Source organism: Clostridioides sp. LIBA-6822 (assembly GCF_056688955.1).
Map to the genome: position 1 here is coordinate 3,193,774 of NZ_CP196995.1, position 25,104 is coordinate 3,218,877.

At 28.2% G+C, this 25,104-nt stretch carries 16 protein-coding genes, 1 tRNA gene and 1 other RNA gene; 2 read left to right on the forward strand and 16 right to left on the reverse strand.

Going from position 1 to position 25,104, the window contains the following annotated elements; genetic code table 11:
• Positions 1–55 precede the first annotated feature (55 nt).
• From ACTG48_RS15425 to ACTG48_RS15455, 7 genes are all read right to left on the reverse strand, one after another.
• The gene (locus tag ACTG48_RS15425; protein ID WP_479917297.1) at positions 56–3,400 is read right to left on the reverse strand and encodes a diguanylate cyclase domain-containing protein; all 3,345 of its coding nucleotides are present in this window, start codon (positions 3,398–3,400) and stop codon (positions 56–58) included.
• 236 nt (positions 3,401–3,636) lie between these two features.
• Complete coding sequence (locus ACTG48_RS15430) at positions 3,637–5,502, reverse strand: HIRAN domain-containing protein (RefSeq protein WP_479917298.1); 1,866 nt, start codon at positions 5,500–5,502, stop codon at positions 3,637–3,639.
• Positions 5,503–5,717: 215 nt separating this feature from the next.
• On the reverse strand, positions 5,718–6,500 hold the full coding sequence (locus ACTG48_RS15435) for a shikimate kinase (RefSeq protein WP_021385643.1): 783 nt from the start codon (positions 6,498–6,500) through the stop codon (positions 5,718–5,720).
• 63 nt (positions 6,501–6,563) lie between these two features.
• The gene (locus ACTG48_RS15440; RefSeq protein WP_479917299.1) at positions 6,564–7,781 is read right to left on the reverse strand and encodes an MFS transporter; all 1,218 of its coding nucleotides are present in this window, start codon (positions 7,779–7,781) and stop codon (positions 6,564–6,566) included.
• 143 nt (positions 7,782–7,924) lie between these two features.
• A complete protein-coding gene (aroE, locus tag ACTG48_RS15445; protein ID WP_021385619.1) occupies positions 7,925–8,788 on the reverse strand; it encodes a shikimate dehydrogenase in 864 nt (287 codons plus the stop codon).
• Positions 8,789–8,868: 80 nt separating this feature from the next.
• Positions 8,869–10,791, reverse strand: coding sequence for an oxidoreductase (locus ACTG48_RS15450; RefSeq protein ID WP_021385605.1), 1,923 nt, complete (start codon positions 10,789–10,791; stop codon positions 8,869–8,871).
• A gap of 77 nt (positions 10,792–10,868) precedes the next feature.
• Entirely contained in the window at positions 10,869–11,717 is an 849-nt protein-coding gene (locus ACTG48_RS15455) for a sugar phosphate isomerase/epimerase family protein (protein ID WP_479917300.1), read from the reverse strand.
• Positions 11,718–12,129: 412 nt separating this feature from the next.
• On the opposite strand from ACTG48_RS15455, the gene ACTG48_RS15460 reads away from it, so the two are divergent.
• Positions 12,130–13,011: a LysR family transcriptional regulator gene (locus tag ACTG48_RS15460; RefSeq protein WP_021385590.1), complete on the forward strand. Its 882-nt coding sequence runs from the start codon at positions 12,130–12,132 to the stop codon at positions 13,009–13,011.
• 208 nt (positions 13,012–13,219) lie between these two features.
• Here the strand turns inward: ACTG48_RS15460 and ACTG48_RS15465 are convergent, their stop codons facing one another.
• The 8 genes from ACTG48_RS15465 to rnpB all read right to left on the reverse strand — a co-directional run bounded on the left by ACTG48_RS15465 (position 13,220) and on the right by rnpB (position 23,992).
• Positions 13,220–14,029, reverse strand: a complete 810-nt coding sequence (locus tag ACTG48_RS15465) for a DUF3800 domain-containing protein (RefSeq protein ID WP_052328886.1) — start codon at positions 14,027–14,029, stop codon at positions 13,220–13,222.
• Between the two features lie 210 nt (positions 14,030–14,239).
• Entirely contained in the window at positions 14,240–16,174 is a 1,935-nt protein-coding gene (locus ACTG48_RS15470; RefSeq protein ID WP_479917301.1) for a cell wall-binding repeat-containing protein, read from the reverse strand.
• A gap of 109 nt (positions 16,175–16,283) precedes the next feature.
• The gene (gene galE / locus ACTG48_RS15475; protein WP_021385580.1) at positions 16,284–17,297 is read right to left on the reverse strand and encodes a UDP-glucose 4-epimerase GalE; all 1,014 of its coding nucleotides are present in this window, start codon (positions 17,295–17,297) and stop codon (positions 16,284–16,286) included.
• Positions 17,298–17,320: 23 nt separating this feature from the next.
• The gene (galU, locus tag ACTG48_RS15480; protein ID WP_044213845.1) at positions 17,321–18,196 is read right to left on the reverse strand and encodes a UTP--glucose-1-phosphate uridylyltransferase GalU; all 876 of its coding nucleotides are present in this window, start codon (positions 18,194–18,196) and stop codon (positions 17,321–17,323) included.
• A 191-nt stretch (positions 18,197–18,387) separates the two neighbouring features.
• Positions 18,388–18,708 carry a hypothetical protein gene (locus tag ACTG48_RS15485; protein WP_479917302.1) on the reverse strand — a complete coding sequence of 107 codons (321 nt, stop codon included), beginning with the start codon at positions 18,706–18,708 and terminating at the stop codon, positions 18,388–18,390.
• Positions 18,698–20,689, reverse strand: coding sequence for a hypothetical protein (locus ACTG48_RS15490; RefSeq protein ID WP_479917303.1), 1,992 nt, complete (start codon positions 20,687–20,689; stop codon positions 18,698–18,700). The genes ACTG48_RS15485 and ACTG48_RS15490 overlap by 11 nt, the downstream gene beginning before the upstream one ends.
• 123 nt (positions 20,690–20,812) lie before the next feature.
• Positions 20,813–23,380, reverse strand: a complete 2,568-nt coding sequence (locus tag ACTG48_RS15495) for an SPOR domain-containing protein (RefSeq protein ID WP_479917304.1) — start codon at positions 23,378–23,380, stop codon at positions 20,813–20,815.
• Positions 23,381–23,656: 276 nt separating this feature from the next.
• Positions 23,657–23,992: RNase P RNA component class A (gene rnpB / locus ACTG48_RS15500), an RNA gene on the reverse strand.
• A 130-nt stretch (positions 23,993–24,122) separates the two neighbouring features.
• Between rnpB and srtB the strand changes: the two genes are divergently transcribed.
• Positions 24,123–24,806 carry a class B sortase gene (gene srtB, locus ACTG48_RS15505; RefSeq protein ID WP_479917305.1) on the forward strand — a complete coding sequence of 228 codons (684 nt, stop codon included), beginning with the start codon at positions 24,123–24,125 and terminating at the stop codon, positions 24,804–24,806.
• A gap of 195 nt (positions 24,807–25,001) precedes the next feature.
• On the opposite strand, the gene ACTG48_RS15510 is transcribed toward srtB, so the two are convergent.
• Positions 25,002–25,076, reverse strand: a tRNA-Thr gene (locus ACTG48_RS15510).
• Positions 25,077–25,104 lie beyond the last annotated feature (28 nt).

The window sequence follows — 25,104 nt, forward strand, 5'->3', positions numbered from 1 at the left end:
TTAAGAAAATAATTTAGTCATATATTCGTTTTATCTAACAACAAGAAAAAATATATTAAACTTTACATTTATTACCTTTATACTTAGTTATATCATTACAACACATTAGACAAGCTCCTTTTTCTTCATTCCATTCTATATATGAAGCATTTGCACTACTCCAAACATTAAGATTGTCATTATACATCTCAATTGTACAAGACCTTTTTTCTTCATTAAGTTCATTCATTGGACAAATTTCACATGGCTCATCTCTACCCCAAAATGCCTTGTAGCATAGTTGATTTATCTTTGCATTTGGAGCAATACTTAATGTCTTTTGGTTTATGAATAATAGTTCATAAGTATTTTTGTTTATTACATAAGTCCATGAATTAAGATTATCCATAATCACTTTTGTAGTCTCATAAGATTTTATTAATTTATCTTGTTTATGCTTGTTAATCAAAAATACACTTAAGATTTCTGATATAAATGTCAATGATTCTATTTCTTCCTTGGTCCAAAATCTATTTCCATTACATTCATCAAATCCTACATATCCACTAAATTCGCCTTCATCTAAGATTGCACACTGCAACATAGATACAATACCCTGTGCTTTCAATATTTCATATAATCCACCTTTAAGTGTAGATATATCTTTACAATAAAAAATCCCTCTCTCATTAAAATATTGCTTATAATCTCCAATTACACTGTAGTATACTTCTCTAAGATTATCTATTTCTGGTTTAATACCATCATTACACCATTCAAATGTATTGCTACAATAAGTATTATCATCTGAATTTTCAAATACATATGCACGACTTACATTATAAGACCTACCAACTAATTCCAATATAAAATTTACTGCTGTATCAACATCTTTAGATTCATATAAAATTCTAAATATATACTCAGAAAGATTTTGTTTAAATGTAGATTTGCTCTTGTACACATCATCAATATCTTCTTCTCCACCTAACACAGAAGTAAAATTTTTAGCTCTTATTCTTTTACTATCTATGGTTTGACTATTATTTTCACATATCCAATAGCAATCTTTACCCTTATCTTTTGCAACATATAGTGAATTGTCTGCACTTTTAAAAAGTTCATTAAAGTTTTTGCCATGTTGAGGATAAATAGCAATCCCTATGCTTCCAGAAATTTTATAATCTTTATTTTTTCCTGTAAATGAACGTCTAAATAAATTCATTAAATCATCTGCTTTTTGCTTTAGTATTTCTTCTGAATTCAAGTTTTTTAGAAGAATTAAAAACTCATCTCCTCCTATACGTCCAATAATATCACTTTCTCTAAAAATATTTATAAATTTAGATGCTATATCATTTAAAACTGCATCTCCAAATAAATGCCCTAGATTATCATTAATTCTCTTGAAATCATCAATATCTATTATAAATAATGCACTACTACATTCTCTACCTTCATTTTCTAAATAATTTCTAACTAAATCTTCTGTTGTAATTTTATTATATAATCCTGTAAGTAAGTCTCTCTGTGCTCTATTTTTAAGTTCGTCATTATTTCTTTTTTCTTTATCTATATCTACAACAATACCTATAACACGTGTACATTGATTGTGCTTATCAATAATACTAGATAATCTAACTTTACACCAAATATATTCATTTTTTCCTTTTCTAAATCTAAGTTCTGTTTCATTATATGCATTATTGCCTTCCATAGCACTAGTGAAAAGGTCTATATATTTTGATATATCATCTTTGTATATCATTTCCCTTTCTAACATATTTTCAATTAGATTATTTCTCACTGGTTTGTATCCAAATTTCTTCTCCCATTTGTCAGAAATGTTTACTGTATCTGTATTTAGGTTCCACTCAAAGACAATGTTATTCTCTTGGTCCATAACAATTCTATAGCACTCTTCACTTACATCTAATTGTTCTTGTGCTGACTTACTTGATGTAATATCAATCACAACACAATACACCCATGAATCTCCATATTTATCTTTTACTATTTGTCCTTTATCTAATAACCAACGTATCTCTCCATCTGAATGAACTACTCTATATTCAACTTCAAGTATATTGCCATTTTTTAGTTGCCTTTCTAGTTCATTTTTAACTATTTCACGGTCATCTTCATATATAACATTTAACAATTTGTTATCGAAAAATGATTCAATCTCTTCTTTTGTATATCCCAATAAATTTTGATATCCTTCATTAACAAAATTAAATATGTAGTTTCCATCACAACTATATTTATATACTCCTCCAGGAATGTTTGAAGTCAACACTTTTAAGTCATCATTTATTCTTTTTAGCTCTTCAGAATTATTGACCATAGTATCAATCAAATTATTGAAAGCTTTGGTAATTTTAGCATATTCATTATTTTTATCAAGATTAAATCTTATACTCGTATCTCCATCTCTTATTTTTTCTATGACTTCAATTAACTTACCTATAGGATTTAAAAAGTGTTTTTTTACATATACAGAGATTAAACATATAAAAAATATAATCAAAACCATAAAAAGTAATACAACAAATATAGCCCTATCAATTGGCTTCATTATCTCTGACTCTTCTACACTACTTAATATAAACCATCCATCTGATACTTCAGAATAATACCCAATATTTTTGATATTATCTTCAGAGTAACTTATAAACCCATCTGGATTATTTTTTAAATTTGTAGATTTCCATTCATTAAAAAAACTTTCATCGTCTATTATATTTTTATATTTATATTTACCATCATTAGAAACTACATTTCCTATAGAATCAATCACAATCATTTTACCTGTATCAAAAGAAGGTATATCATTTATTGTACTTTTAATATAGTCTGTATCTACAATAAAGGACACAAAACCTTGATATTCATTGTTGAGCCAAATTGGATATCCCATTACAAAATTTCTTTTACTTATATAAAAACTCTTTTTATTATTTATGTTAGAGATTTTAAAACTATCTTGTGGTAAACCTTTAAACTCTGACCCTGACATTAGTGCCTTTTTATTAATAATATTTTCATCACTTGATGCAACTACTACATCATTTTTATCAATAAGCGACATTCTAAGCAAAAACTTTTCCTTACTATTAATATCTCTTAATATACTATTTATATTTTCTTGTTTTAATCTATCATCTATAATTCTCCTATTTTCATTATATAGATATTCTTGAATTAAAGAAATTTGAGAAGTTGTTTTTAATGTAACTTCTTTTTGGCTAAAATAACTCTTTAATCGCTTTGATTCTATTATTGTGGCTGTTTTAATGTTATTTTTCATCAATTCATTAGAATTATTAGTAAACTTATGTATACAAATTCCAGCAATAATTATTGATGGAATTATTGAAACTAATATAAGAATAATAAATATTTTTTTTTGTATCTTCATAAGTTCTCCCCCTATTTTTAATAAACAATATAAATATAAATTTCTTTAAATATTTACTATTCATTTATTTGACTTATAAAACTTATGTATTTATTCCCCAAAATTAAAACTATATTTACAGATTTCAAATCAAAATTATTTATATATTCATTGTATTTTAAATTTTTCTACATTTCAACTATATAATACTAAATATTATTGTTTATAATCCAATTCTTAATTAATATATAGAATTATTAGTTTATAATTTTTACTTTGCTCCTATCCAATACCATTTTTAGAGAATTTTCAACTGTTTCAATTACATCCTTATAACTTAAGTATACATTTGCATAAATATAATCTTCATATAAATTGTATTCTGTTACTCTGCAATATAATAGCTTTCCTCCATCTATTAGATTGCTTAAAATATAATTATCTTTTCTTGGAACATAGCCTATTACATAACCTGTTTCTCCAACTATTTTAATAGCATTTTCATCATACAAATTATCTTTCTCTCTATTTAGATAATATATTTTACTCTTCTCTAATTCTTTTTCAAGGCATTCTCTATTTCTGAATCTTGAACCAGCAACAGCTACTGAAGTTAAATAGATATCCTTACCATGTTCATCCACTTTTATTTTTTCGATATTTATAAATTCTTTCTTCAAATTATTACTCTCATATAATAGTCTTCTCAATTCATCCTTCAACCTTAGGTTTTTTTCTTTTTCATAAGCTTCTTTAACTATTTTCAATTCTCCAAGAGATAATTTTTCTCTGTATCTTTTTAAAATATTTATGGACTCTTTTCTTACTTCATTTATATTTCCAAATATACCTTTTAAAGATATGCTTTTTCCTTCAGGGTATAATGAATTACTTCCTTTAATAACAATAAAAAATAACATATCATCATAATATTCTTGAGTTAATCTATCTTTCTCTATATCTTCCATTTTTCCAATTAAGTCATCTATGTTAAATGTCTTTTCAAAAAAGTTTAATAACTTTAATCTAGAATCTGTACTTCCTTTTTTAGATATATGCCAATACACCTCAAAATCTCTAATATCTCTATCCAAGTACGGCAATAAATCATCAAAAGATAAATTCATAGCATAAATTTCTGACATTTTTATCATATCTTCTGTTTTTCCACTTGCATTTCTTAATGCTTTAAAATATATATTCTTCCACTTTTCACTAAGTAGGACAGCATTCATTTCTTTCTCAAATTCAACCTTATCACATTCTACAGTTTCATCTTTCAATACATTTATAGCTATTAAGAAAATTGAATATAAACTTTCAAATGTGGTTCCATAATTGACTACAATTGGTAAAAATTGATTTACTAATTGTACTTTATTCCCTATGTATTTAAAATCTACACTTAATAAGTAGTTACATATTAGATGTGCTAAGTTATCTATCTTTTCTCTATCTAAATCTCTTCTTTCAAGATATTCACTCAAATCAATAATAGAAATAATATAATTCATTAATAATCGTTCATATTTTGTATCCTTATACCCCTCTTCAATTAGGTAGGAATTTATTTTAAAGTCCAAAATTTCCATGTTAACAATAGCAAATACTTTTATTGAACCTGTAGCCTTTTTAGATAAATTAAATAAATATGTATTGTAAAATTCTAGTTTCTTGATAGTATTGCTCAAGTAAAACACGTATTCTCCAGATTTAGAAAATGTATCTACAACTTCTCTTATATTTTCTTTCTCTAAATATTTTTCACTTAAAATTAATCCAAGTTTTACATACTCAGCCTTTTTACTTTTATATATTAATTCTTTAGTTAGCTTATATAACCACTTTTCATCAATCATCATTTCTTTTACTAAAGTATTTATCTTTTTTATAAAAACTTCAAAATAGCAAATTAGAGGTTTGGAATTATTATTCTCCAATAGATAGATTTCATTAGATTCACTTTTATACATATTTAAAATTCCATCTACTAGATTATTTGCAAGTTCTACTTGCTCTCTTAAAGGTATATTTTCATATATACATAGATAATTCATTTCAAATGATTCTTTATATCCATCATAACCCTTAACTTCCTGCAATTGTTTAAAAATATTACCCATTAAATTATCCTCCTTTACATGATATAATTTATATTGATTATACTACTTATTTCGGTAAGTTTACATTTCTACGCAAAAAAATATTACTAGAATTTGAAATTCTAGTAATATTAGTAAAATTGATTATGTAAATACCTTATCTTCTAACAGTAAATGATGTCATTATTAGTTTAAATTTTAATTCCTCTTAATATAAATCTACTATAACGTTAAATTTATCTATCAAATTCAGTTAACTTTACAATCATCTCTTCACAAATTTCTTTTATTGTCTTATTATCTGTATTGATAATAATATCTGCACATGCCATGTATTTTGCTTCTCGTTTTTTCATCAGGTCAGATATAAATTCTACATTCATATTATTATTAAGTATCGGTCTTTCATCACTATGTTTAACACGCTGAAAAATAGTTTCTGGACTTGCTGTCAACAAAACAATCCTTCCGCTTTTTTTCATATACTCTACATTTTTATCTTTAAGTACAATTCCTCCCCCACAAGAAACAACAATACCTTTCTTTTGTTGCAGATTTATTAGTGTTTGGCTTTCAAGATTTCTAAAATACTCCTCCCCCATTTTTTCAAATATTTCAGAAATACTCATACCTTGTTGTTTTACTATATATGAATCTGTTTCTACTCGTTCCATCTCTAATAAATGACTTAAGTATGATGATATAGTACTTTTACCTACACCCATAAATCCAACAAGCATTATATTGTAAGAAAATAAATTTTTAGCTTGTATTTTCTTACTTGTTTTAACCATATATCTAAAAATATCTATAATTTCATTTTCAAACTTATTACCTTTTAATTTATTAATCAATGCCACTTCTTTTTTATTTTCATAATCTGATTGTAAAATAGGTAGACCTTTTTCTTTCTTAATATCTATAATATCTTTTATACATTCCATTCTTTTTTCAAGCAATTTTATAAACTCATCATCATATAAATCTATTTTTGCTCTTATATTTTCTATATTTTCCATAGTGACACCTCAACTTCCAAACTGGACAAAATTTAAAAACTTTGCAATTATATTATACTGATATTAAACCTCATAATCATACACTTTTTCTTTTCCATATCTCATATTTACAAATAAAGCAAGTAAAATTCCAACAAAAGTTATAGCTACGTTAAATAATACAACATATTTTGGTCCATTCACTCCACCTGATTTTGTAATAATACCTGCTATATTTAAAATAACATAGTTCGCTATACTAGATGCAATCATAACTATAGATGTTATTTTTCCTTTATTAGTTGGAAACATTTCATTTGCTGTTGATGTTGTTAATTGGAGAACACCACCTGCTGCTGAATAGCCTATTACAAATCCCCCTAACATACAAATAGTTGGAGTTTGAACAAAATATACGACTAATAGCATAATCAAAGCAATTATAGGATATATAACTAGTATTCTGATTGGCTTAATATATTTTTTAATAAGTACAGAAGTTATTAATACTGCACATATTACTCCCATTGAATAGAAAGACTGAATTTTTGTAGGGTCAGACATACCATATAATTTCCCCAATTCCTGATTACAATTTAACCATAATACAAACGTTGATGTACATGTAAATCCAATACAAACAAGAGCTATACTTGTTGGTGTAAATTTCATCTTTTCTGATTTAACTGTTTTTCCTTTATTATCAGTAACATTATTAGCTGGTGGAAATGGTAATACAGCTATCAAAATTGCGTCTATGATAATAAGAATAGCTGTTACTATAAAAATAACTTTAAATGATATTGAATTTGCTGCGACAAAACCAATTACAAAAGGAAGTAAAAATTGTGCTAAAGCTATTGTAAATTTAGTAAACATATTTGCTATTGTTCCTAAACTAGCAAATATCTCCATACAAGAAGGAGTTACACACGTATCTAAAAACGAGTTAGCAGCTCCTCCAATTATTGCAAATACATATGCTACATAAAAGTTTGGTGAAAATACAATTCCAATGAAGAAAATTGCATGCAGAAAATTTCCTATAAGACCACTTACTTTTCTTCCATACTTATCTGAAATAGGTCCTGCAAATGGATATGATATAAGTCTACCCAACCCTAATGCGGCAATAACAGCCAAAACAATACTTACATCTAATGTCCCATCTGATAGTGTTTTAGCCCCCCACATTGATGAAAATTCTGGTTTATATTGTCCTAAAATTGAAATTCCGATACCAAGTAAAAAATATGAAAAATACAACGCTATGGCAGTAGGATAATATTTTTTATTGTTCATAGTTCTTCTCCTATTCTTGTTAATTTATTAACATTTTTATGTACAATAAACTTATCACCATAATGGGTTTAAAGTATAGTCAGTTAAACCTTTAAATTTAACTAGACTACAATACAAAACCCACCATGACAATTTGTAAATTATTATTTAAAACATAACTCATTTACCTCTTCTACAGGCATTTCTAATCCAGTATATAAATTAAAAGCTTCTGCTCCTTGGTATAATAACATTCCTAATCCACCAATAGCCTTACATCCATTAGCTTCAGCATCTTCAATCATTTTTGTTTTCTTTGGATTATAGACCACATCTGTTACTACTAATTCTTTTCTTAAAACACTAACATCTTTTATATTAGTTTCATTATCATGAGGTTTCATACCGATAAGAGTTGCATTCGTCAATATGTCACTTGATGCTATCTCTTCATAAAGTTTTTCTGTATCTTCTAAATCATATAGATTAACAACACATTCTGGAACTTCTTTTTTGATGTTCTCAACTGTTTGTTCTGCTCTTTTATAAAAATCATCCTTAGCATTGAAGATAGAGATTTCTCTTGCTCCATCTAATGCACACTGTACTTGTATAGCAGTCGCTGCTCCACCAGCACCCATAATCGTAATCTTTTTACCTTTAACTTCTACTCCATTTTCTTTTAAATTACGAACATAACCTACTCCATCTGTTATATGACCAATTAACTTTCCATCTTCATTTACAATTGTGTTACATGCTCCAATTATACGAGCTGCTGGAGAAAGTTCATCCATATATCCTGTAACAGCAGATTTACATGGCATAGTTACATTAGCTCCCTTTATATTAAAAGTTTTTATTGCTGAAAGTGCATCTTTTACCTTGTCTACTGTAATATCAAAAGCTAAATATCTATAATCTAAATCTAATTTTTCAAAACTATAGTTATACATCACTGGCGATTTAGAATGACCAACTGGTGTACCTATTAATGCAAACAAACCTGTTCTACCTGAAATTTCCATAACTATCATTTCCTCCCGATATTATCATTTTCTTTGCAAATAATCTACTCAATTATTTGCAAAGAAAAATTTATTTATTTTTATATATTTAATGCTACCTCAAAGGCTTCTTTTGTTGCATCTAATGCTCTACGTGCTTTTACTGCATCCCCAACAACATAAGTTTCTTTTACAAATTGTTTTACAGATTCACTTAATGGGTCATAATTACGAGAACCCATAGCAAGCACTACTGAGTCAAATCCTTTTAAATCGTGTTCTGTACCATCTGCAAGTAAATAGTCGACACCATCATTATAAAATTTAGCAACTTTTGCACCAGTAACAGTATGTATATTATAATTTTCAAAATCATTCATAAGGAACTTACGGTGCTCTGAAATCACGTCTGCACCAACTTCTTCTCTAAGCTCAATAACAGTAACCTCATGCTCTTGTTCTCCAAGGAAAGCTGCCACTTCACAACCAACCATTCCACCACCAACAACAAGTACTTTTTTCCCACAAGATTTATTACCATCAAGAAGGTCTACAGCATGTATCAATCCTGAATCATTAATTCCTGGTATAGGAAGTACAAGTGGAGTTGCTCCAGTAGCTATAATAACTGCATTAGGTGATTTTTCTTTTATAAGTTCTACTGTAGCTTCTGTGTTAGTACATATTTTCACACCATATTGATTACATTTTGAAATGTAACTTCTAACTAAATTAGTGATATCTCCCTTACCTGGAGGATATGCAGCTAAACGCATTTGACCACCTAGAACTTCAGACTTTTCAACTAAAGTTACATTATGCCCTCTTTTAGCACATACCCATGCTGCAAGCATACCTCCAACGCCTCCACCAACAACCAACACTTCTTTACTAGTTTCAGCTGGTTTAAGTTCTGCCTCATGACCTAATATAGGATTTGCAAGACAGGCTATAGGTTTACCTTGGAACATATTTGGTACACATCCTTGTAAGCAGGCAATACATGGTATCATTTCATCTAACTTTCCATTTTTAGCCTTATTAGGCATTTCTGGGTCAGCCAAACTTTGTCTACCAAATGCTACTAAATCACATCTACCTTGTTTAACCATTAACTCAGCAAATTGTGGTTCTGTGTAACGTCCAACTGTTATTACTGGTATACTAACAGCTTTTTTTATTTCTGTGACTAATTCTGCACTGAATCCAGCATGTAAAACTGTAGGAGCCCACATATATTCATCATGTATATGTATACTACGAGAAACATGAAGTCCATCTACTCCACAGTCTTCTAGATATGCTGCTATTACTGAACTATCATGTACATCTATTCCACCTAAAATATCATCTGTACTATTTATACGACATAATATTGCTAGAGAATCTCCTACTTTTTTACGTATATTTTCAATAATAAGACGAGCTAATCTCATTCTATTTTCAAAACATCCACCAAACTCATCTACACGCTTATTTGTTCTTGGTGATATAAAACTACTAACTAAATATCCATGAGCACAGTGAACTTCAACAGCATCTGCACCAGCTTTTTGTGCACGTAATGCAGCATCTCCATAAGATTCTATAAGTTCATATATTTCTTCAGTTGTTATTGCTAATGGTGTGTTACGACCATTCGATGCAGGGATTGCAGATGCAGCTTTTAATGGATGACCTGCTATTTTTTCATTCCCTTCAGAACCAGCATGTTGTAATTGTATAGATACCTTTGAACCTGCATTATGACAAGCATCTATTACATTTTTAAAACTATCTATTGTACTATCATCATATAAACAAGGTTTACGAGGGCCTCCTTTTGCTTTTTTGTCTACAACACTAGATTCTATAGTTATCAATCCAAAACCACCTAAAGCACGTTCAAGATAATAAGCTTTAGAAGTTTCACTTAAAGTCCCGTCTGTATTTGCAAAATTATTTCCCATAGGAGGAACTACAAAACGATTTGGAACTGTCATCGAACCAATTTTTATAGGTGTAAACATAGAACTAATCTTCATAAGGTTTTCCTTCCTTTCAAGTTTTGATTTAAAATTTTCATATTATAATACTTTGTATATTTTTCTATTGTATAGATTTATTTTGGAGATACTTCAGGCCATGCTTTATCTAAAACTTTTTTAGTTGCATTAAATACAGTTTCAGCAGCAGTTGACAATCCCTTAGATATTAAAGCGTCAGATATTACTTCTGCTCCTATGACTCTTGGTGATATATTGTGTTCTTTTATTGTTTTCACAAATTCTTCTGTATTTCCATATCCCTCACCTGGAACTACACGGTCATGTAGTGATTCATCTCTAAGTTTTTCATAAGGAGTTTCTAAAACATCACATACTTGAATTGATACTATCTTGTCTGCTGGAACAGGCGCAAGGTCTTTTGCTGTCTGTTTTGCTCTAGCCCAGTGCCAAGTATCTAATATAAGCATTGCATTTTCGCGATTACATCCCTTAACAACACGCCATGCAGTAGCTAAGTCTGGCACACCACTATATGGCATAAACTCAAGACCTATAATAAGTTCTCCTGCTCTATCACATAATTGTCCCAATGCTGTTATAATTTGTTCTTCAGGTATCATTTCTAATAAACCGCAATTTATATGTTTAACATTAAATAAACGAGCCATATGATAAACATTTTGCTCTTTTTCTCTTTGAGCTTCGCTTCTGTCTTCTTCTGTTCCCCATTGAGTTATATACTCTACTTCTGTAACTTTCATATTATATTCCTCAAGAATTGCAAGCATTTCTTCATCTGTAACTCCAGCGTTTTTTGCATCTACATAATTTTCAGCTCGTAATCCAATACCATCAAAACCAGCTTCTTTCGCAATACGTACTCTATCACGGAATGAAACTTCTGTACCTAGTGTATAAGAACTAATTGTAATTGGAATATTAAGATTTTTTTGATTATTCATAAGTTAAATTTGCCCCCTTTATTTTCTTTAAAAACAATAGTATTTTTGATTTTATATTTTTATTTATCCTACTAGTAGTATTATTTAACTTTAAAAACAAAAGTATTTTTTGATTTATCTTTATCTAGATTTTATAAATTTATTGTACCATGAGACTTTACTAATAACAAATTGATAATTTCCTATCAATTCATAGATTTTGTTTATAGATTTTATTTATGGGATACTTATTTTGCTTTCTAGTGCATCATATAAATATCTTTATCTTATAATTCAGACAAAAAACGATAAATTTTTTTAAAAGCTTTTATTCTTACTGCATAATCATATATAATAAAAATGTGAAAAATATCTTGAAGGTCAGCTTCTCCAAATATATAAATAAAAATACCCAGGAAAGGATGAACAAAAATTGAATTTATATCACCTACGCTATTTTGTTACATTGGCACATTTAGAACACTATACAAAAGCAGCAGAAAATTTATCTATAACACAACCAAGCTTAAGTCATGCTATATCTTTGCTAGAAAGTGAACTTGGAGTGGCTCTATTTGAAAAGGAAGGTAGAAACATAGTACTTACTAAATATGGAAAAATATTTTTAAAAGACGTGGAAAAATCATTAGAAATTTTAGATTCAAGTGTAAAATCATTAAAAATAACTGGTACTGGTGAAGGACAAATAGACCTGGCTTTCCTTAGAACCTTAGGTACTGACTTTATCCCTGATATAGTGCATAAATTTTTAAAATCTAATCCTGATAAATCAATAGATTTTAAATTTCATACTGGTGTAACGACTGACATTATTCAAGGTCTTAAAGAAAGAAAATACGATATTGCTTTTTGTTCGAAACTTGAAAAGGAAAAAGGAATTGAATTTATACCTGTTGCTAAACAAGATTTAGTATTAATTGTACCATATAGCCATCCATTAGCTGCAAAGGATACTATAGACTTAAAAGAAACCATCCCTTATCCTCAAATAGTATTTAATCAGAGAAGTGGGCTTAGATATATAATTGATGATATGTTTAAAAAAATAAATCAACAACCTAACATAGTCTATGAAGTGGAAGAAGACCAAGTAATTGCTGGATTAGTTGCAAAAAATTTTGGAATTGCTGTAGTACCAAATATGAATATGCTCAGCTTTACAAAAGTGAAAGTAATTCAGATTGTTCACCCAAGTTGGGAAAGAAATTTCTACTTAGCAGTTATAAAAGATAGATATTTACCTCCTGCAATTAAAAACTTTAAAAACTTCGTCATTAAAAACGCTCAACTATAATTTATTAATAAAGGGGTTATTTTTAAATACCCTCTTTTATTATTTTTATAAAATAAAAAAATCTATACTTTTAAAAGTATAGATTCCTAACTGACAGTCGGCATCCGAGTCTCAGTAATTATCGTTATACAACAGCAACTGAATTTCAGTTCCTGAATAACTAGGTTATTTACATTATATCAAACTTTATAGCACTTGTCAATGCTACCTACCTCATTTTTTCGAGCCATGGTCCAACAGGCTCTACAATAGGAACCTCTTTGAATCCCCAATTTCTTATATCATTTACACTAGTTGGAGTATATATTTTATTTCTTACAGATTTAAATATTTTATTTTTTTCTCCATATTGCATGCATTTTGGATTAGCTTCTATTAAGCCTCTTCTTGCTCTGCTAAGAGGATTACATAAAATATCTGCTATCTCCAAACCTTCTCTATAATCTACATCTTCCTTTTTAGCAATTATAAAACCTTTAACCTTATCTCTTAATTCCTCATCTATGTCTAAATATATTGTTCCATTATTAAAAACATCAAAAAATGCCTTTTGTACTTTTAGATTTGATACGTCGTCTCTTGATTCGATAACTATTCTTGCAGATTCCACAGTTTCATCATTTACGAACGAATAAAAGTTCTGAAGTACATGTATAAAAGCCACTACATAAGGTTCCTTTGAAGGTGCATAATATTTTTTTAATCTAGCTTTATCTACTGTTACTGATATTATAGTACACTCTAATCTAGATAGAAATAAAGGTAATTCATCATAAAAAAACTTAATTTGTGAATCATCAAACTTCTCAAATGCTCTTGATTTTCTTGATATATCTGTCAAATGTATTCCTATATTACTAGTACCAAAGCACTGTTCTTTAAATACATCCATTTCTTTCCTTAAAGAACAGACATAATCTCCTTGACTCACTGCATATTTATATTCAAAAATTACTCCTGTTAATGTAAATGGGTCTTCATGATTTATATCGGCCCTTCCACTTTCATCAATAAACATTATATATTTTTTCTTTGTAATCTCACTCACCCTCTTAACATATGATGATAGCATCTATATCCATTTTATATGAGTTTTAAAAATATTCCAAGATTTTTATATAACTTAAATTTAATTTTACACTAAAAAATTGAGATGTAAAAACAATCAACGCTTTTGACGATTGAATTTCACATCTCAATTATAGTTATTTCTTAATGTATAGGTTTATTATTTTCCAATAATATCCATTAATTTGTCCATTACTATATAAGATACTCCTCCTCCAATTTGATAAGGAGTTTCAACTTTTTTATTTGCAAATACTCTTTGTTGTTCTGATGATAATCCTGAATTATCCACTAGAACTATTGGTGAATGTAATTTTACAGCTAATGGTCCAGCTGATAAAGCATCCACTAAAGTATCTGATTTACTAACTAATATAGCTTGTAAATCAACATCTCCATAGAATTTCTCTATTACTTTAGCATTAGTATCTACTCTGCTATTTCCATATATTCTATTTCCTGAAACATCTTCAGTAGTTATCTCATTCATTTTTGCTATTGCTGAATCACTAATTGCACTTGGTCCACCTATAAAGTATGCATTTTCTAATTTTCTTTCTGTTAGCCATGCATAAGATTCTTCAGTAATTCCATCTTTTTTAACCAATATTATAGGTTGCTTTTCTTCTCCAGCTTTAGAAGCTATAGATAGTGCATCTGCTTCTCCACTTCCAGAAACCATATAAGCTGTTTTTATTTCTTCTCTACTTCCAAGTTCTGTAGCTATTTTTGTAGCAGTTTGGTATCTGTCTTGACCTGCTATTCTCTTTGTTTCTGTATTAAAAGTAGTTTTTATTTCTTGTTCTAATTTAGAGCTTATTGCATTTTCTCCACCTATCAATATTACTGTTTTAGGTGCTAATAAATTCATTTGTTCAATAGTCTCAGATGGTAATTTATCTGTATTAGTAAGTAATATTGTTGAATTATAACTACTTGCTAAAGGAGTAGCTGTTATACCATCAGCTATTGCATTACCATTTACTAATATTACAGTATCTGAACTCTCAGCATTCCAGTTTCCAACTGAACTTATCTTCTTAGCTGTATCAAATCTATTTGCGCCTATAACTGTATCCCATGTAGGATTTATAGTTCCATCTTCATTGAAAGTATAATCTTTTCCATCTATTTTTTGAGTACCAGTTAGCATTTTACCATCTTTATCTAAATGGTAAGATTTTCCTTCTATTTGTTGCCATCCTGTCTGCATTACTCCTGTTTTGTCAAAGTAATATTTGTTACCATCTATTTCTTGCCAGCCTGTAACTGATAATCCATCAGCATCTAGATAGTATTTCTTTCCATCTTTTTCTTGCCAGCCTGTTTGCATTACTCCATCTGCATTAAAGTAATAAGTCTTTCCATCAATTACTTTCCATCCAGATACTCTTACTCCATCAGTTCCTAAGTAATATTTTTTGTTGTTAATTGTTTTCCATCCTGTTTGCATTACTCCTGAAGCATCAAAATAATACATTTTTCCATTTACTTTTAACCAACTATTTTTTTGGTATGTTCCATCAGATTTTACATAATACTTCTTACCATTTTCTGTTTTCCATCCTGTTTGGTTTAAATTTATCTTATATTTTGCTGCTATTTTTATATAACTGTCATTGCTATAATCTATAATTACATCTGAACCCACTGGAACTTGGTCAAATAACCATCTAACTTCTTTATTATGCATTCTTATACATCCACCAGAAATATGCTTTCCTATAGAACTCTCATCATTATTTCCATGTATTCCATATGTATCTCCATAAGTTCCTTTTAATGCAAGTCCCATCCATCTATCTCCTAATGGATTTCTTGGGCTTCCTCCAGGTATATTACCTTTATAATATGGTCTGTTTTTTATCTTATTAACTACTTTTGTCTTCCCTGTTGGTGTCTCTGAACCTTTTTTCCCTGTTGCAATTTTAAACTCTTTTACAAGTTTACTATTTACAAAGTATCCTAGAGTATTTTTTCTTGAGTTTACTATAATCACATGTTTGCTGGCTGCACTTGATTCTGGTACCCCACATGCGAATACTAAAACTAAAGTCAGTGCTAGTACTAAATACTTTTTTAGACTTTTTTTCACTATAACTTCCCCCTCTTTTAGAAACATTACTACATGTGTCTAATTATAACATAAAATTACCAATCCCTTATATTTACAAATTTGTTACATTTATACATTTGATTATATTCTATTCCTCGTATCCATTTGGATTCATACTTTGCCATCTCCAAGAATCTTGACACATTTCTTCAAGTTCATATTTAGCTTTCCATCCAAGCTCTTTTTCTGCCTTAGAAGAATCTGCATAACACATAGCTACATCTCCAGCTCTTCTTCCTACAATCTTGTATGGTATTTCTTTTCCACTTGCTTTAGAAAATGCTTTGACTAAATCGAGAACACTATAGCCCTTCCCAGTTCCTAAATTATAAACAACAAGACCTGGATTTTCTTCTAGTTTTTGTAATGCTTTCACATGACCAGCAGCTAAATCTAATACATGTATATAGTCTCTAACCCCTGTTCCATCATGTGTTGGATAATCATTTCCATACACACTTAATTCTTTTAATTTGCCTACTGCTATTTTTGTTATATAAGGCATTAAATTACTTGGAACTCCATTTGGTTCTTCACCTATTCTACCACTCTTATGAGCACCTACTGGATTAAAGTATCTTAAAAGTGCTATATCTAATGATTCATCTGCTTTTGATATATCTACTAACATCTGCTCTATCATAAGCTTAGTTCTTCCATATGGGTTAGTTACAGAAAGTGGAAAATCTTCTAATATAGGACAAGTATGTGGGTCTCCATATACAGTAGCTGAAGAACTAAATACAAACTTTTTAACACCATATTCTCTCATTAATTCAAATAAATTTAAAGTACTTATTAGATTATTGCTATAATATTCAATTGGCTTTTCTACTGATTCACCAACAGCCTTTAAAGCTGCGAAATGTATAATTGATTCAATATTATTTTCTTTAAATACAACATGCATTTCATTTTTATTTCTGATATCAATATTATAAAATTTTATTGGTTTTCCAGATAACTCTTTAATTCTATCAACTACTATTGAACTACTATTACTTAAGTTATCAACTATAACAACTTCATAACCTGATTCTAAAAGTTCTATTGCTGTATGGCTTCCTATATATCCTGCTCCCCCAGCTACTAAAACTGCCATAGTAATTACCTCTTTTCTAATATTTATTTTTCACTTACTTTTTTTCTCATATAATCCATTAAATCGTCTTTTAGATTTTCTCTTTTTAATGCAAAGTCTATCGTCGCCTCTAGAAAACCAATTTTATCTCCCACATCATATCTTTTACCTTCAAAATTATACGCATAAATGGCCTCTTGTTTTCCAAGAGTCTGAAGCGCATCTGTCAGTTGTATCTCTCCACCTTTACCAGGAGTTTGCTTCTCTAATATATCAAATATTGCAGGAGTTATTATATATCTTCCAAGTATAGCTATGTCTGATGGTGCTTCTTCAATTGCAGGTTTTTCAACCATATCCTTAACTTTGTATACTCTATCTTCTATATGTTTTACATCCAATATACCATATTTATTAGTATCTTCTTTAGCTATCTTTTGTACACCTAGAACAGTTGTTTTATACTCATTATAAGTATCTATTAATTGTTTTAGACAAGGAACATTTGAATCTACTATATCATCACCTAACAATACAGCAAATGGTTCATCACCTATAAAGCTTTTTGCACAGTAAATTGCATGCCCAAGACCTTTTGGCTCTTTTTGTCTTATATAATGAATATTTACCATATTCGATATATCTCTTACCATTTCTAACATCTCTGTCTTACCTTTTTGCTCTAATTCTAACTCTAATTCAACTGATTTATCAAAATGGTCTTCTATAGATTTTTTATTTCTACCTGTTATTATAAGAATTTCTTCAATTCCTGATTCTATAGCTTCTTCTATTATATACTGTAAAGTTGGTTTATCTACTATAGGAAGCATTTCTTTGGGCTGTGATTTTGTTGCTGGTAAAAACCTAGTTCCTAGCCCTGCTGCTGGTATTATCGCTTTTTTAACTGTCATCTGCATCTTTTCACCCTTCTTCATAAATTTTCTCTTGTACCAAATTAATATACCATATTTATACTTTTTCTTCAAACTCTATATTATCCCAATAATTAATGCCTTAAGACCATATAAGGTAGATGAAATTTCATCTACCTTTAATTTTATAAGTTAATATATTATTGTTTATATTTTATCTGAAACTTATATCGGCACTAAATTTCATCTAAGATACCTTTAATATCGCTATCTATATCATCATCCAAATAAGAATCTAAATCTTCCAAATCAACTTCTAATTCTTGATATGTCATATCAACACTTACATCTTCGTCTATATCCATCTCCGATATCAATTCTCCTAAAATGCTATTTCCATCAGCATCTAAATCTCCATCTATATCTTCACCTATATAATTTTCATTTAAAATTTCATCTAAATCAATCTCATAATAAACTTCATTATTTTTTTCATCTCCTGAATTTAATCCTAAAAACTCATAGTTAAAATTCCAAACATTGTATTTACTTGACATACTTTATTCCTCCTGTGAAAAACATATTTTCATCTAGTTTATTTGCTCCATAATCAACAGAATTATATATTTTTTCAATTATGTCTTTTCTTCTTTCATTTGTACCATTATTTAATGTCAATTGTCTAAATACATATGTATTTGTTATTCTCTCGAATAATATTTCTTTTATACTATCATCATTGATATTTTTATAGCTTTTCCATAAAATTTCAAATAACTTAAATATTTCTCTACTAGTTTCGTCCACATAATAAGGATACATATTTTCTACCAAATGATTTAATCTTGATATGGCTTGTTTTAAAAATACATCAAGACTTGCACTTTCGCTTTCCTTTAGCATCCTATAATTGTACTTCTTCTTATCTTCTCCCGAGATTACAAATATAATGTTATCTAGGCTTTTTTCAACTTCATCTAAATAACTACTGATATTATATGATAAATCGAATAATAGGTTTTTAATCTGCTTAAATACCTGTATATCAAGTTTAGCATTATATTTTTCAAATAACTCTATCTCTTGATTTTCTAATATTCTTGGCATATAGGCTGATAATAAGTCTAAATTGTTTCTTTGTTCCTGTACTTGCTTATAAAGTTCATTTATAACTTCTATTCTTATTTCATCATTTAATTCTTTTTTTAGAGCCTTATCAAACTCATATTTCATATAATAAATATTTCCAAAGAAATTAAATATTATCATATCATTCATAGCTTTAGACCAATTCTTATATAAAACTTCAATAGAGGTATCTTTAAGTAGGGGTTGTTTTGCATATATAAAAACATCTTGCATAAGTTTTTGAACCATACTTTTACTTAGATTCAAAGTTAGTTTTTGATTATTAAACTTTATTTCTGTCTCTACAAAATTAGAATTTTCACTTTCAAGCTCCTTATTAATTACAATATCTTTTACATCGCTATTTTTTATAGATATGATTTCTTTTTGGAAAGACTTTAGAATAGTCAAACTATCGAAATCTTCTTGAATAAAAAATGGAGCATGTTTTAATGTATATCCTACTATTTCATTTTCTATATCATTTAAATCATCTATCTGCATAATTGCTTTATTTTTATCATTTATGTGTAAGTTGAATACATTTTTACTGTCGTATAATATAATGTCTTCTCCAAAATTCAACTTTGAACAATTATCTTTTGCTGATTTTACAATAGTCTTCTTAGACTTCTTATTTATAAAAATTAATTGGTCTTGATATTTTACTAGAAGCATATTTGTGTTTTTGTAATCAAATCCATCTATATTTCCTGATATCTTACAAAAGACTATATCGCAATCTTTAGGAAGGTTTCCTATTTTTTTATTATCTTTAACTCTTTCATTTAAATCAGATGGAACTATATTCTCTATGTTGTTATTGAATATAGATACAGACCTTACTATGATACCTTCTCTTTCCATATGAAAATATCCCTTTAAAGAGACTCTTTTGTCTTCTAAAATATATCTTTCTATATCATCAAAGTTTATTTCAAATCTGTTTTTCCCACTGATAAATATGAACTTCTCATTATCCTTATTGATTCCACCCATATAAAACTTATTATCATCTAAACTTAATATAGTCATATTGTCCTTTATATAAAATATAAATTCTCTTTGACTTTTACAGATTAAATCATATTCATCTACAGTTATTTTCATAGTCAGGTTTGCTGTAACATTCTTACTTGAATTTTCACTTTTTATATAAAAAGGCAAGTTATTTCCATAGACAATTATTTGAGAACCTTCTAAAACTGCTTCTAATTTTTCTTTATTGTCTGAAAAACTATATATATATTTTACCCCTGTATCATCATTAACTTCATCTGGTTTACTAATTATTATATTACCTAAATTTGTTATATGAAGTTTTTTATATTCTTTTGAGTATCTACTGATACCATTAAGCTCAAAGCCATCTGAAAGCTCATATATGATTTTTTCTCCTAATTTCAACATACCTTCACCACCTAAACAAAATTATAAGTATTCTCTAAAGGTGAACAAAATGCCTCAAGATAAATAATATCTTTTAATATTATTTATTCTGAGACATAATTTCTCCTTATTTTTTATAATATCCTAAGCACCTTCAACTATTTCTTCATAAAGTTTATCTAAATGTCTAACATATTCACTATATCCAGATTTATTTCTTAATTCACTTCTTAAATCTTCATATTTTTGTCTAAGTTCTTCAGCACTCAATGAAGGAGCTGATTCTTTTAAATCCTCTAATTTATAATCATAGTACTTATCATACATCGCTATATATGTATCAATAGATTTCTTAGCTAGCTCATTACATTTTTCTTGTGCTTCCCCATATTGAGAATAATCGCCTATTTTTATTTTATAGTATCCATTTTCTTGAATTATTGTTGAAGAGATACCTTTAGCTTCATATTCTTTTGCTGTTTCTTTTGCTGTTTTTTCAACTTTAAGTGAACCAGCATAAACAGTATAATACACACCTTTACCATCTTTATATGCTTCCATTTCTGCTGCTTTCTTTTCAGCTTTTGCCTTCTCTTCTGCTTCTTTTTCAGCCTTTGCTTTTTCTTCTGCTTCCTTTTTCTCTTTCTCAGCTTTTGCTTTTTTCTCTTCCTCTGTTAGTTTGTTATTAGCTTGTTGCTGAGTTGATGTTTTTGGAGTAACAGCTTTCTCATTTTTCTTGTTATTACCTACTGTTATAAAGTAACCCACACCAACAATTGCTACTATAACTACTGCTATAATAGTTTCTTTTACTCTGCTCTTCTTAGAGCCAACTTCTTCATCTTCTATATAATCGTCTTTAGAATCATCTTTATTTGATTCATACTTTTTCATTTCTACCTTATTTGCTCTAGATTTATTATTAGAAGAATGTTTTGATTTTTTATTGCCTCTTTCTTTCTTATTAATAGGTATTATTACTGACTTTTCACTTTCTGCTTTTTCATTTTGTAATTTTTCTTCTTTTATTTCTTTTGGTATTTCCTCTTCTAAATCTTTACTTTCTTTTTTAGGTTTAGATTCACTATTTAAAGATATTTTTTCATCTAAGTCATTATTTATTGGTTTTTCTATTTTTACACTACGTTCTTCTTCTAGGTCTTGTTTTACTTCTTCTTGCTCCACTTCTTTTAACTCTTCTTGATTATTTTCAATAGGTTTATCTAAAATTACATCAGAAGAAATGTCATCTAAATTATTTTCTTTCTGCTCAACTTCTTCTTGATCAATTTCTTGGTCAATTTTTTCTTCTTTATTTTCTTTTTTCATGAATCCAAATAATTTAGATTTCTTTTTACTCTTTTTATTTTCTGATTCGGTTATATCTTCTTTATCAATATTGTCTTCTTTGTCTGTATTCTCTTTTTCTTCTACAATATCACTTATATTTTCATCATGATTATCTACTTCTTCTTTAACATCATCTTCTATAGAGATACTACTTCTAAAGCAAATATCTTTATCTGCATTTTTTATCATATAAATATATTCTTCAATGTCGATATCTTTATTTTTTCTAGTTCTTTTTGATGCAATCTCATGATTTTCTAATTCATTATAGTTATCTTTTATCAGATTATGAGCTTCATTCCATACATCTTCACTAATTTCTGTTTTATTTTTAATTACATAGTCTACAAATTCTTTAAAGTTTTCAGCACCAAATTCTCCAATTATAGTTAGTCTCATTGCACCTTCTACAAGGTCTCTATGTCTTCTCTTTAAAAATTCTAATGCAATTGTTGCACAAGCAAAATCTTTAATAGCATCTTTACCAAAGCCATATCCTTCAACAGAATGAAGTTCTTCTAATCCACACAACTTTTTATATTCATTGTATATTGTTTGTGATATGCTTTCATCATTTAAACTATGTAATTTATCCATAAACTTTGAGTTTATATCATTTGTCTTTGATTCTTGTTCCACTCTTGATTTTTTAACTTCATTTAATAATGAATCATTTTCTGAATTATCTTTACCTAATTGCAAATCTTCAATTTCTGTAGCTTTTATTTCAACTCTATCTTGTTCATTATTTTCTTCCACATTCTTAGCTACTACATCTTTATTACTAGCTAATATCTTATTTACACAGAATATAATCTCTCTTTTTAATTCTCTTTTAGCATCAGCTTGATTTTTAAGAAATAAACTTCCACATTCTTTCTTTTCTAAACTTATTTTTCTAAGCGATATGTTAAGAAGGTCTTTATATAAGTTTAAAACCTTATAATCCTTTTCTAAACGTCTTCTTCTCTCTGATAGCTCCATTTTATCATATGCTAGAAAACTATTTAAATCATTGGCTTTTAGAGAGTCTAAACCTTCTTTCATCGCATTATTTACATACTTTCTACATTTGGCTGTAGTTAATTCTAAATCCTTTTCTAATTCATCTATCTCAGGTATGTACTTATCTACTATCCATTTGCCAATAAGTGGCTCTGTATTTCTTGCTAATGTCTTATAAAACAATATATTAAATTTTAAAAGCTCAGCATATTTTGCTTCATTAAATTCTACTTTTTCAAATTTCTTTTCCAAAACACCATCTAATTTTTCATTTATTTTAGACTCTTGTTTTAAAAAACTTGCTGTGACATTTAAAACAGTGTTTCTTATTATATTATTTTCACTCAAAACCTTCACTCCTTAAATCAATTATTTTATTGTAATATTTACATTGTGCAAAGTTACTAATTTGATTATGATATTTAAATAATTATTTATTAAATTTGCTACATCTTATATCATATCATATTATTTACATCATTTTACCTTTTCTTTTTATATCTATCTTATATTATACCATTTTTAATATCTGTACTAACTTATATTACAATATTCCTCAAAATTTTAAAAGTAAATTAGACAAATTTACAAATAAAAAAACACCAGTTTAAACTGATGTTTTGACTATCAAAATAATTAAGCAAGTCTATAAGCGGAGTTCTGTATTAGATAATCATCTTTCTAGGCTTATCGTCACCAATAAGCTCAAGCGACCTACCTACCGGAGAGTACGAGCAGCACTCTTCATTCCTATCTTGGTCTTGCTCCAGGTGGGGTTTACATAGCCAGCTAGTCTCCTAGCTGCTGGTGAGCTCTTACCTCGCCTTTCCATCCTTACCACACAAGGTGGCGGTTTATTTCTGTTGCACTATCCTTAGGATCGCTCCCACTAGGCGTTACCTAGCACCCTGCTCTATGGAGCTCCGACTTTCCTCATGTAAAACTACATGCGATTATCTGGCTTACTTAATATTTATTTCACTTAGTTATGTTAACATAAATTTTTCAATATGTCAAAGACATATTATACTAAAAATTTAAATTTCTTCAAAAATAGTGTAATATAAGTATATAAACTATTTTGACTTGAGGTGAAATATTGAAAAAATCATATAAAACAATAATTAACATTATATTAATATTAGTTATAATTTACAGCGGATTTAATATATACTCAAAACTTACCAAATACAATCATGATACTAAGACATCTTCTGAACTTCAAAAAAAAGAAGATAAAAAAGAAGACTTATCAAAAATAAATAGTGATTTTAAGTTTTGGATTTCTGTTAAGAATACAAATATAAATTATCCAGTTGTACAATCTAAAGATAATTCTTATTATCTAGACAAAGACTTTTATAAAAAAGATTCTATTTCAGGGACATTATTTATGGATTATAGAAATAAATCTCTTGATGACCAAAATGTCATAATATATGGACATAATATGAAAAATAAAACTATGTTTAATAATCTAAATAAGTTTAAAGATGAAACATTTTTTAAAGAAAATAATCAAATAAAAATTATCCTTAATGGGAAAGAGTTTTTATATGATGTCTTTTCTGCTTACATTGTAGAATCAGATTATGACTATTTAAAAACAAGTTTTAACAGTGAATCAGATTATCAAAATTACATAAAGGATATTACTTCTAAGTCATTGCACAAATCTCCTATTAATGTAAATAATAATGATAAAATAGTTACACTTTCTACCTGTACTTATGAATTTGATGATGCCAGAATGGTGATTCATGGTAAATTAGTTTCAAATTAGAGATATCTTTTATAGGTATTTGAACTTTTTTATTTAAAAACTTCTATATTCAAAACTTCTAGACACAGTTTAAAATAAGAATTTTAGACTGTGTCATTCTATATGTGAATAACTCATAAATTACTAAAAATATGTACTATAAAATAATATATATTAAACAATAAAAAAAGACTATGTTTTTAACATAGTCTTTACTGGAGCTGGTGATAGGAATCGAACCTACAACCTGCTGATTACAAGTCAGCTGCTCTACCGTTGAGCCACACCAGCAAACTTATTATATAGTAAAACTAATTTT

What these genes read in the sequence shown, in the direction of transcription:
- ACTG48_RS15425 (WP_479917297.1), bottom strand. Translation starts at nt 3,400, where the DNA reads ATGAAGATACAAAAAAAAATATTTATTATTCTTATATTAGTTTCAATA.
- ACTG48_RS15430 (WP_479917298.1), bottom strand. Translation starts at nt 5,502, where the DNA reads ATGGGTAATATTTTTAAACAATTGCAGGAAGTTAAGGGTTATGATGGA.
- ACTG48_RS15435 (WP_021385643.1), bottom strand. Translation starts at nt 6,500, where the DNA reads ATGGAAAATATAGAAAATATAAGAGCAAAAATAGATTTATATGATGAT.
- ACTG48_RS15440 (WP_479917299.1), bottom strand. Translation starts at nt 7,781, where the DNA reads ATGAACAATAAAAAATATTATCCTACTGCCATAGCGTTGTATTTTTCA.
- aroE (WP_021385619.1), bottom strand. Translation starts at nt 8,788, where the DNA reads ATGGAAATTTCAGGTAGAACAGGTTTGTTTGCATTAATAGGTACACCA.
- ACTG48_RS15450 (WP_021385605.1), bottom strand. Translation starts at nt 10,791, where the DNA reads ATGAAGATTAGTTCTATGTTTACACCTATAAAAATTGGTTCGATGACA.
- ACTG48_RS15455 (WP_479917300.1), bottom strand. Translation starts at nt 11,717, where the DNA reads ATGAATAATCAAAAAAATCTTAATATTCCAATTACAATTAGTTCTTAT.
- ACTG48_RS15465 (WP_052328886.1), bottom strand. Translation starts at nt 14,029, where the DNA reads ATGTTTATTGATGAAAGTGGAAGGGCCGATATAAATCATGAAGACCCA.
- galE (WP_021385580.1), bottom strand. Translation starts at nt 17,297, where the DNA reads ATGGCAGTTTTAGTAGCTGGGGGAGCAGGATATATAGGAAGCCATACA.
- galU (WP_044213845.1), bottom strand. Translation starts at nt 18,196, where the DNA reads ATGCAGATGACAGTTAAAAAAGCGATAATACCAGCAGCAGGGCTAGGA.
- ACTG48_RS15485 (WP_479917302.1), bottom strand. Translation starts at nt 18,708, where the DNA reads ATGTCAAGTAAATACAATGTTTGGAATTTTAACTATGAGTTTTTAGGA.
- ACTG48_RS15490 (WP_479917303.1), bottom strand. Translation starts at nt 20,689, where the DNA reads ATGTTGAAATTAGGAGAAAAAATCATATATGAGCTTTCAGATGGCTTT.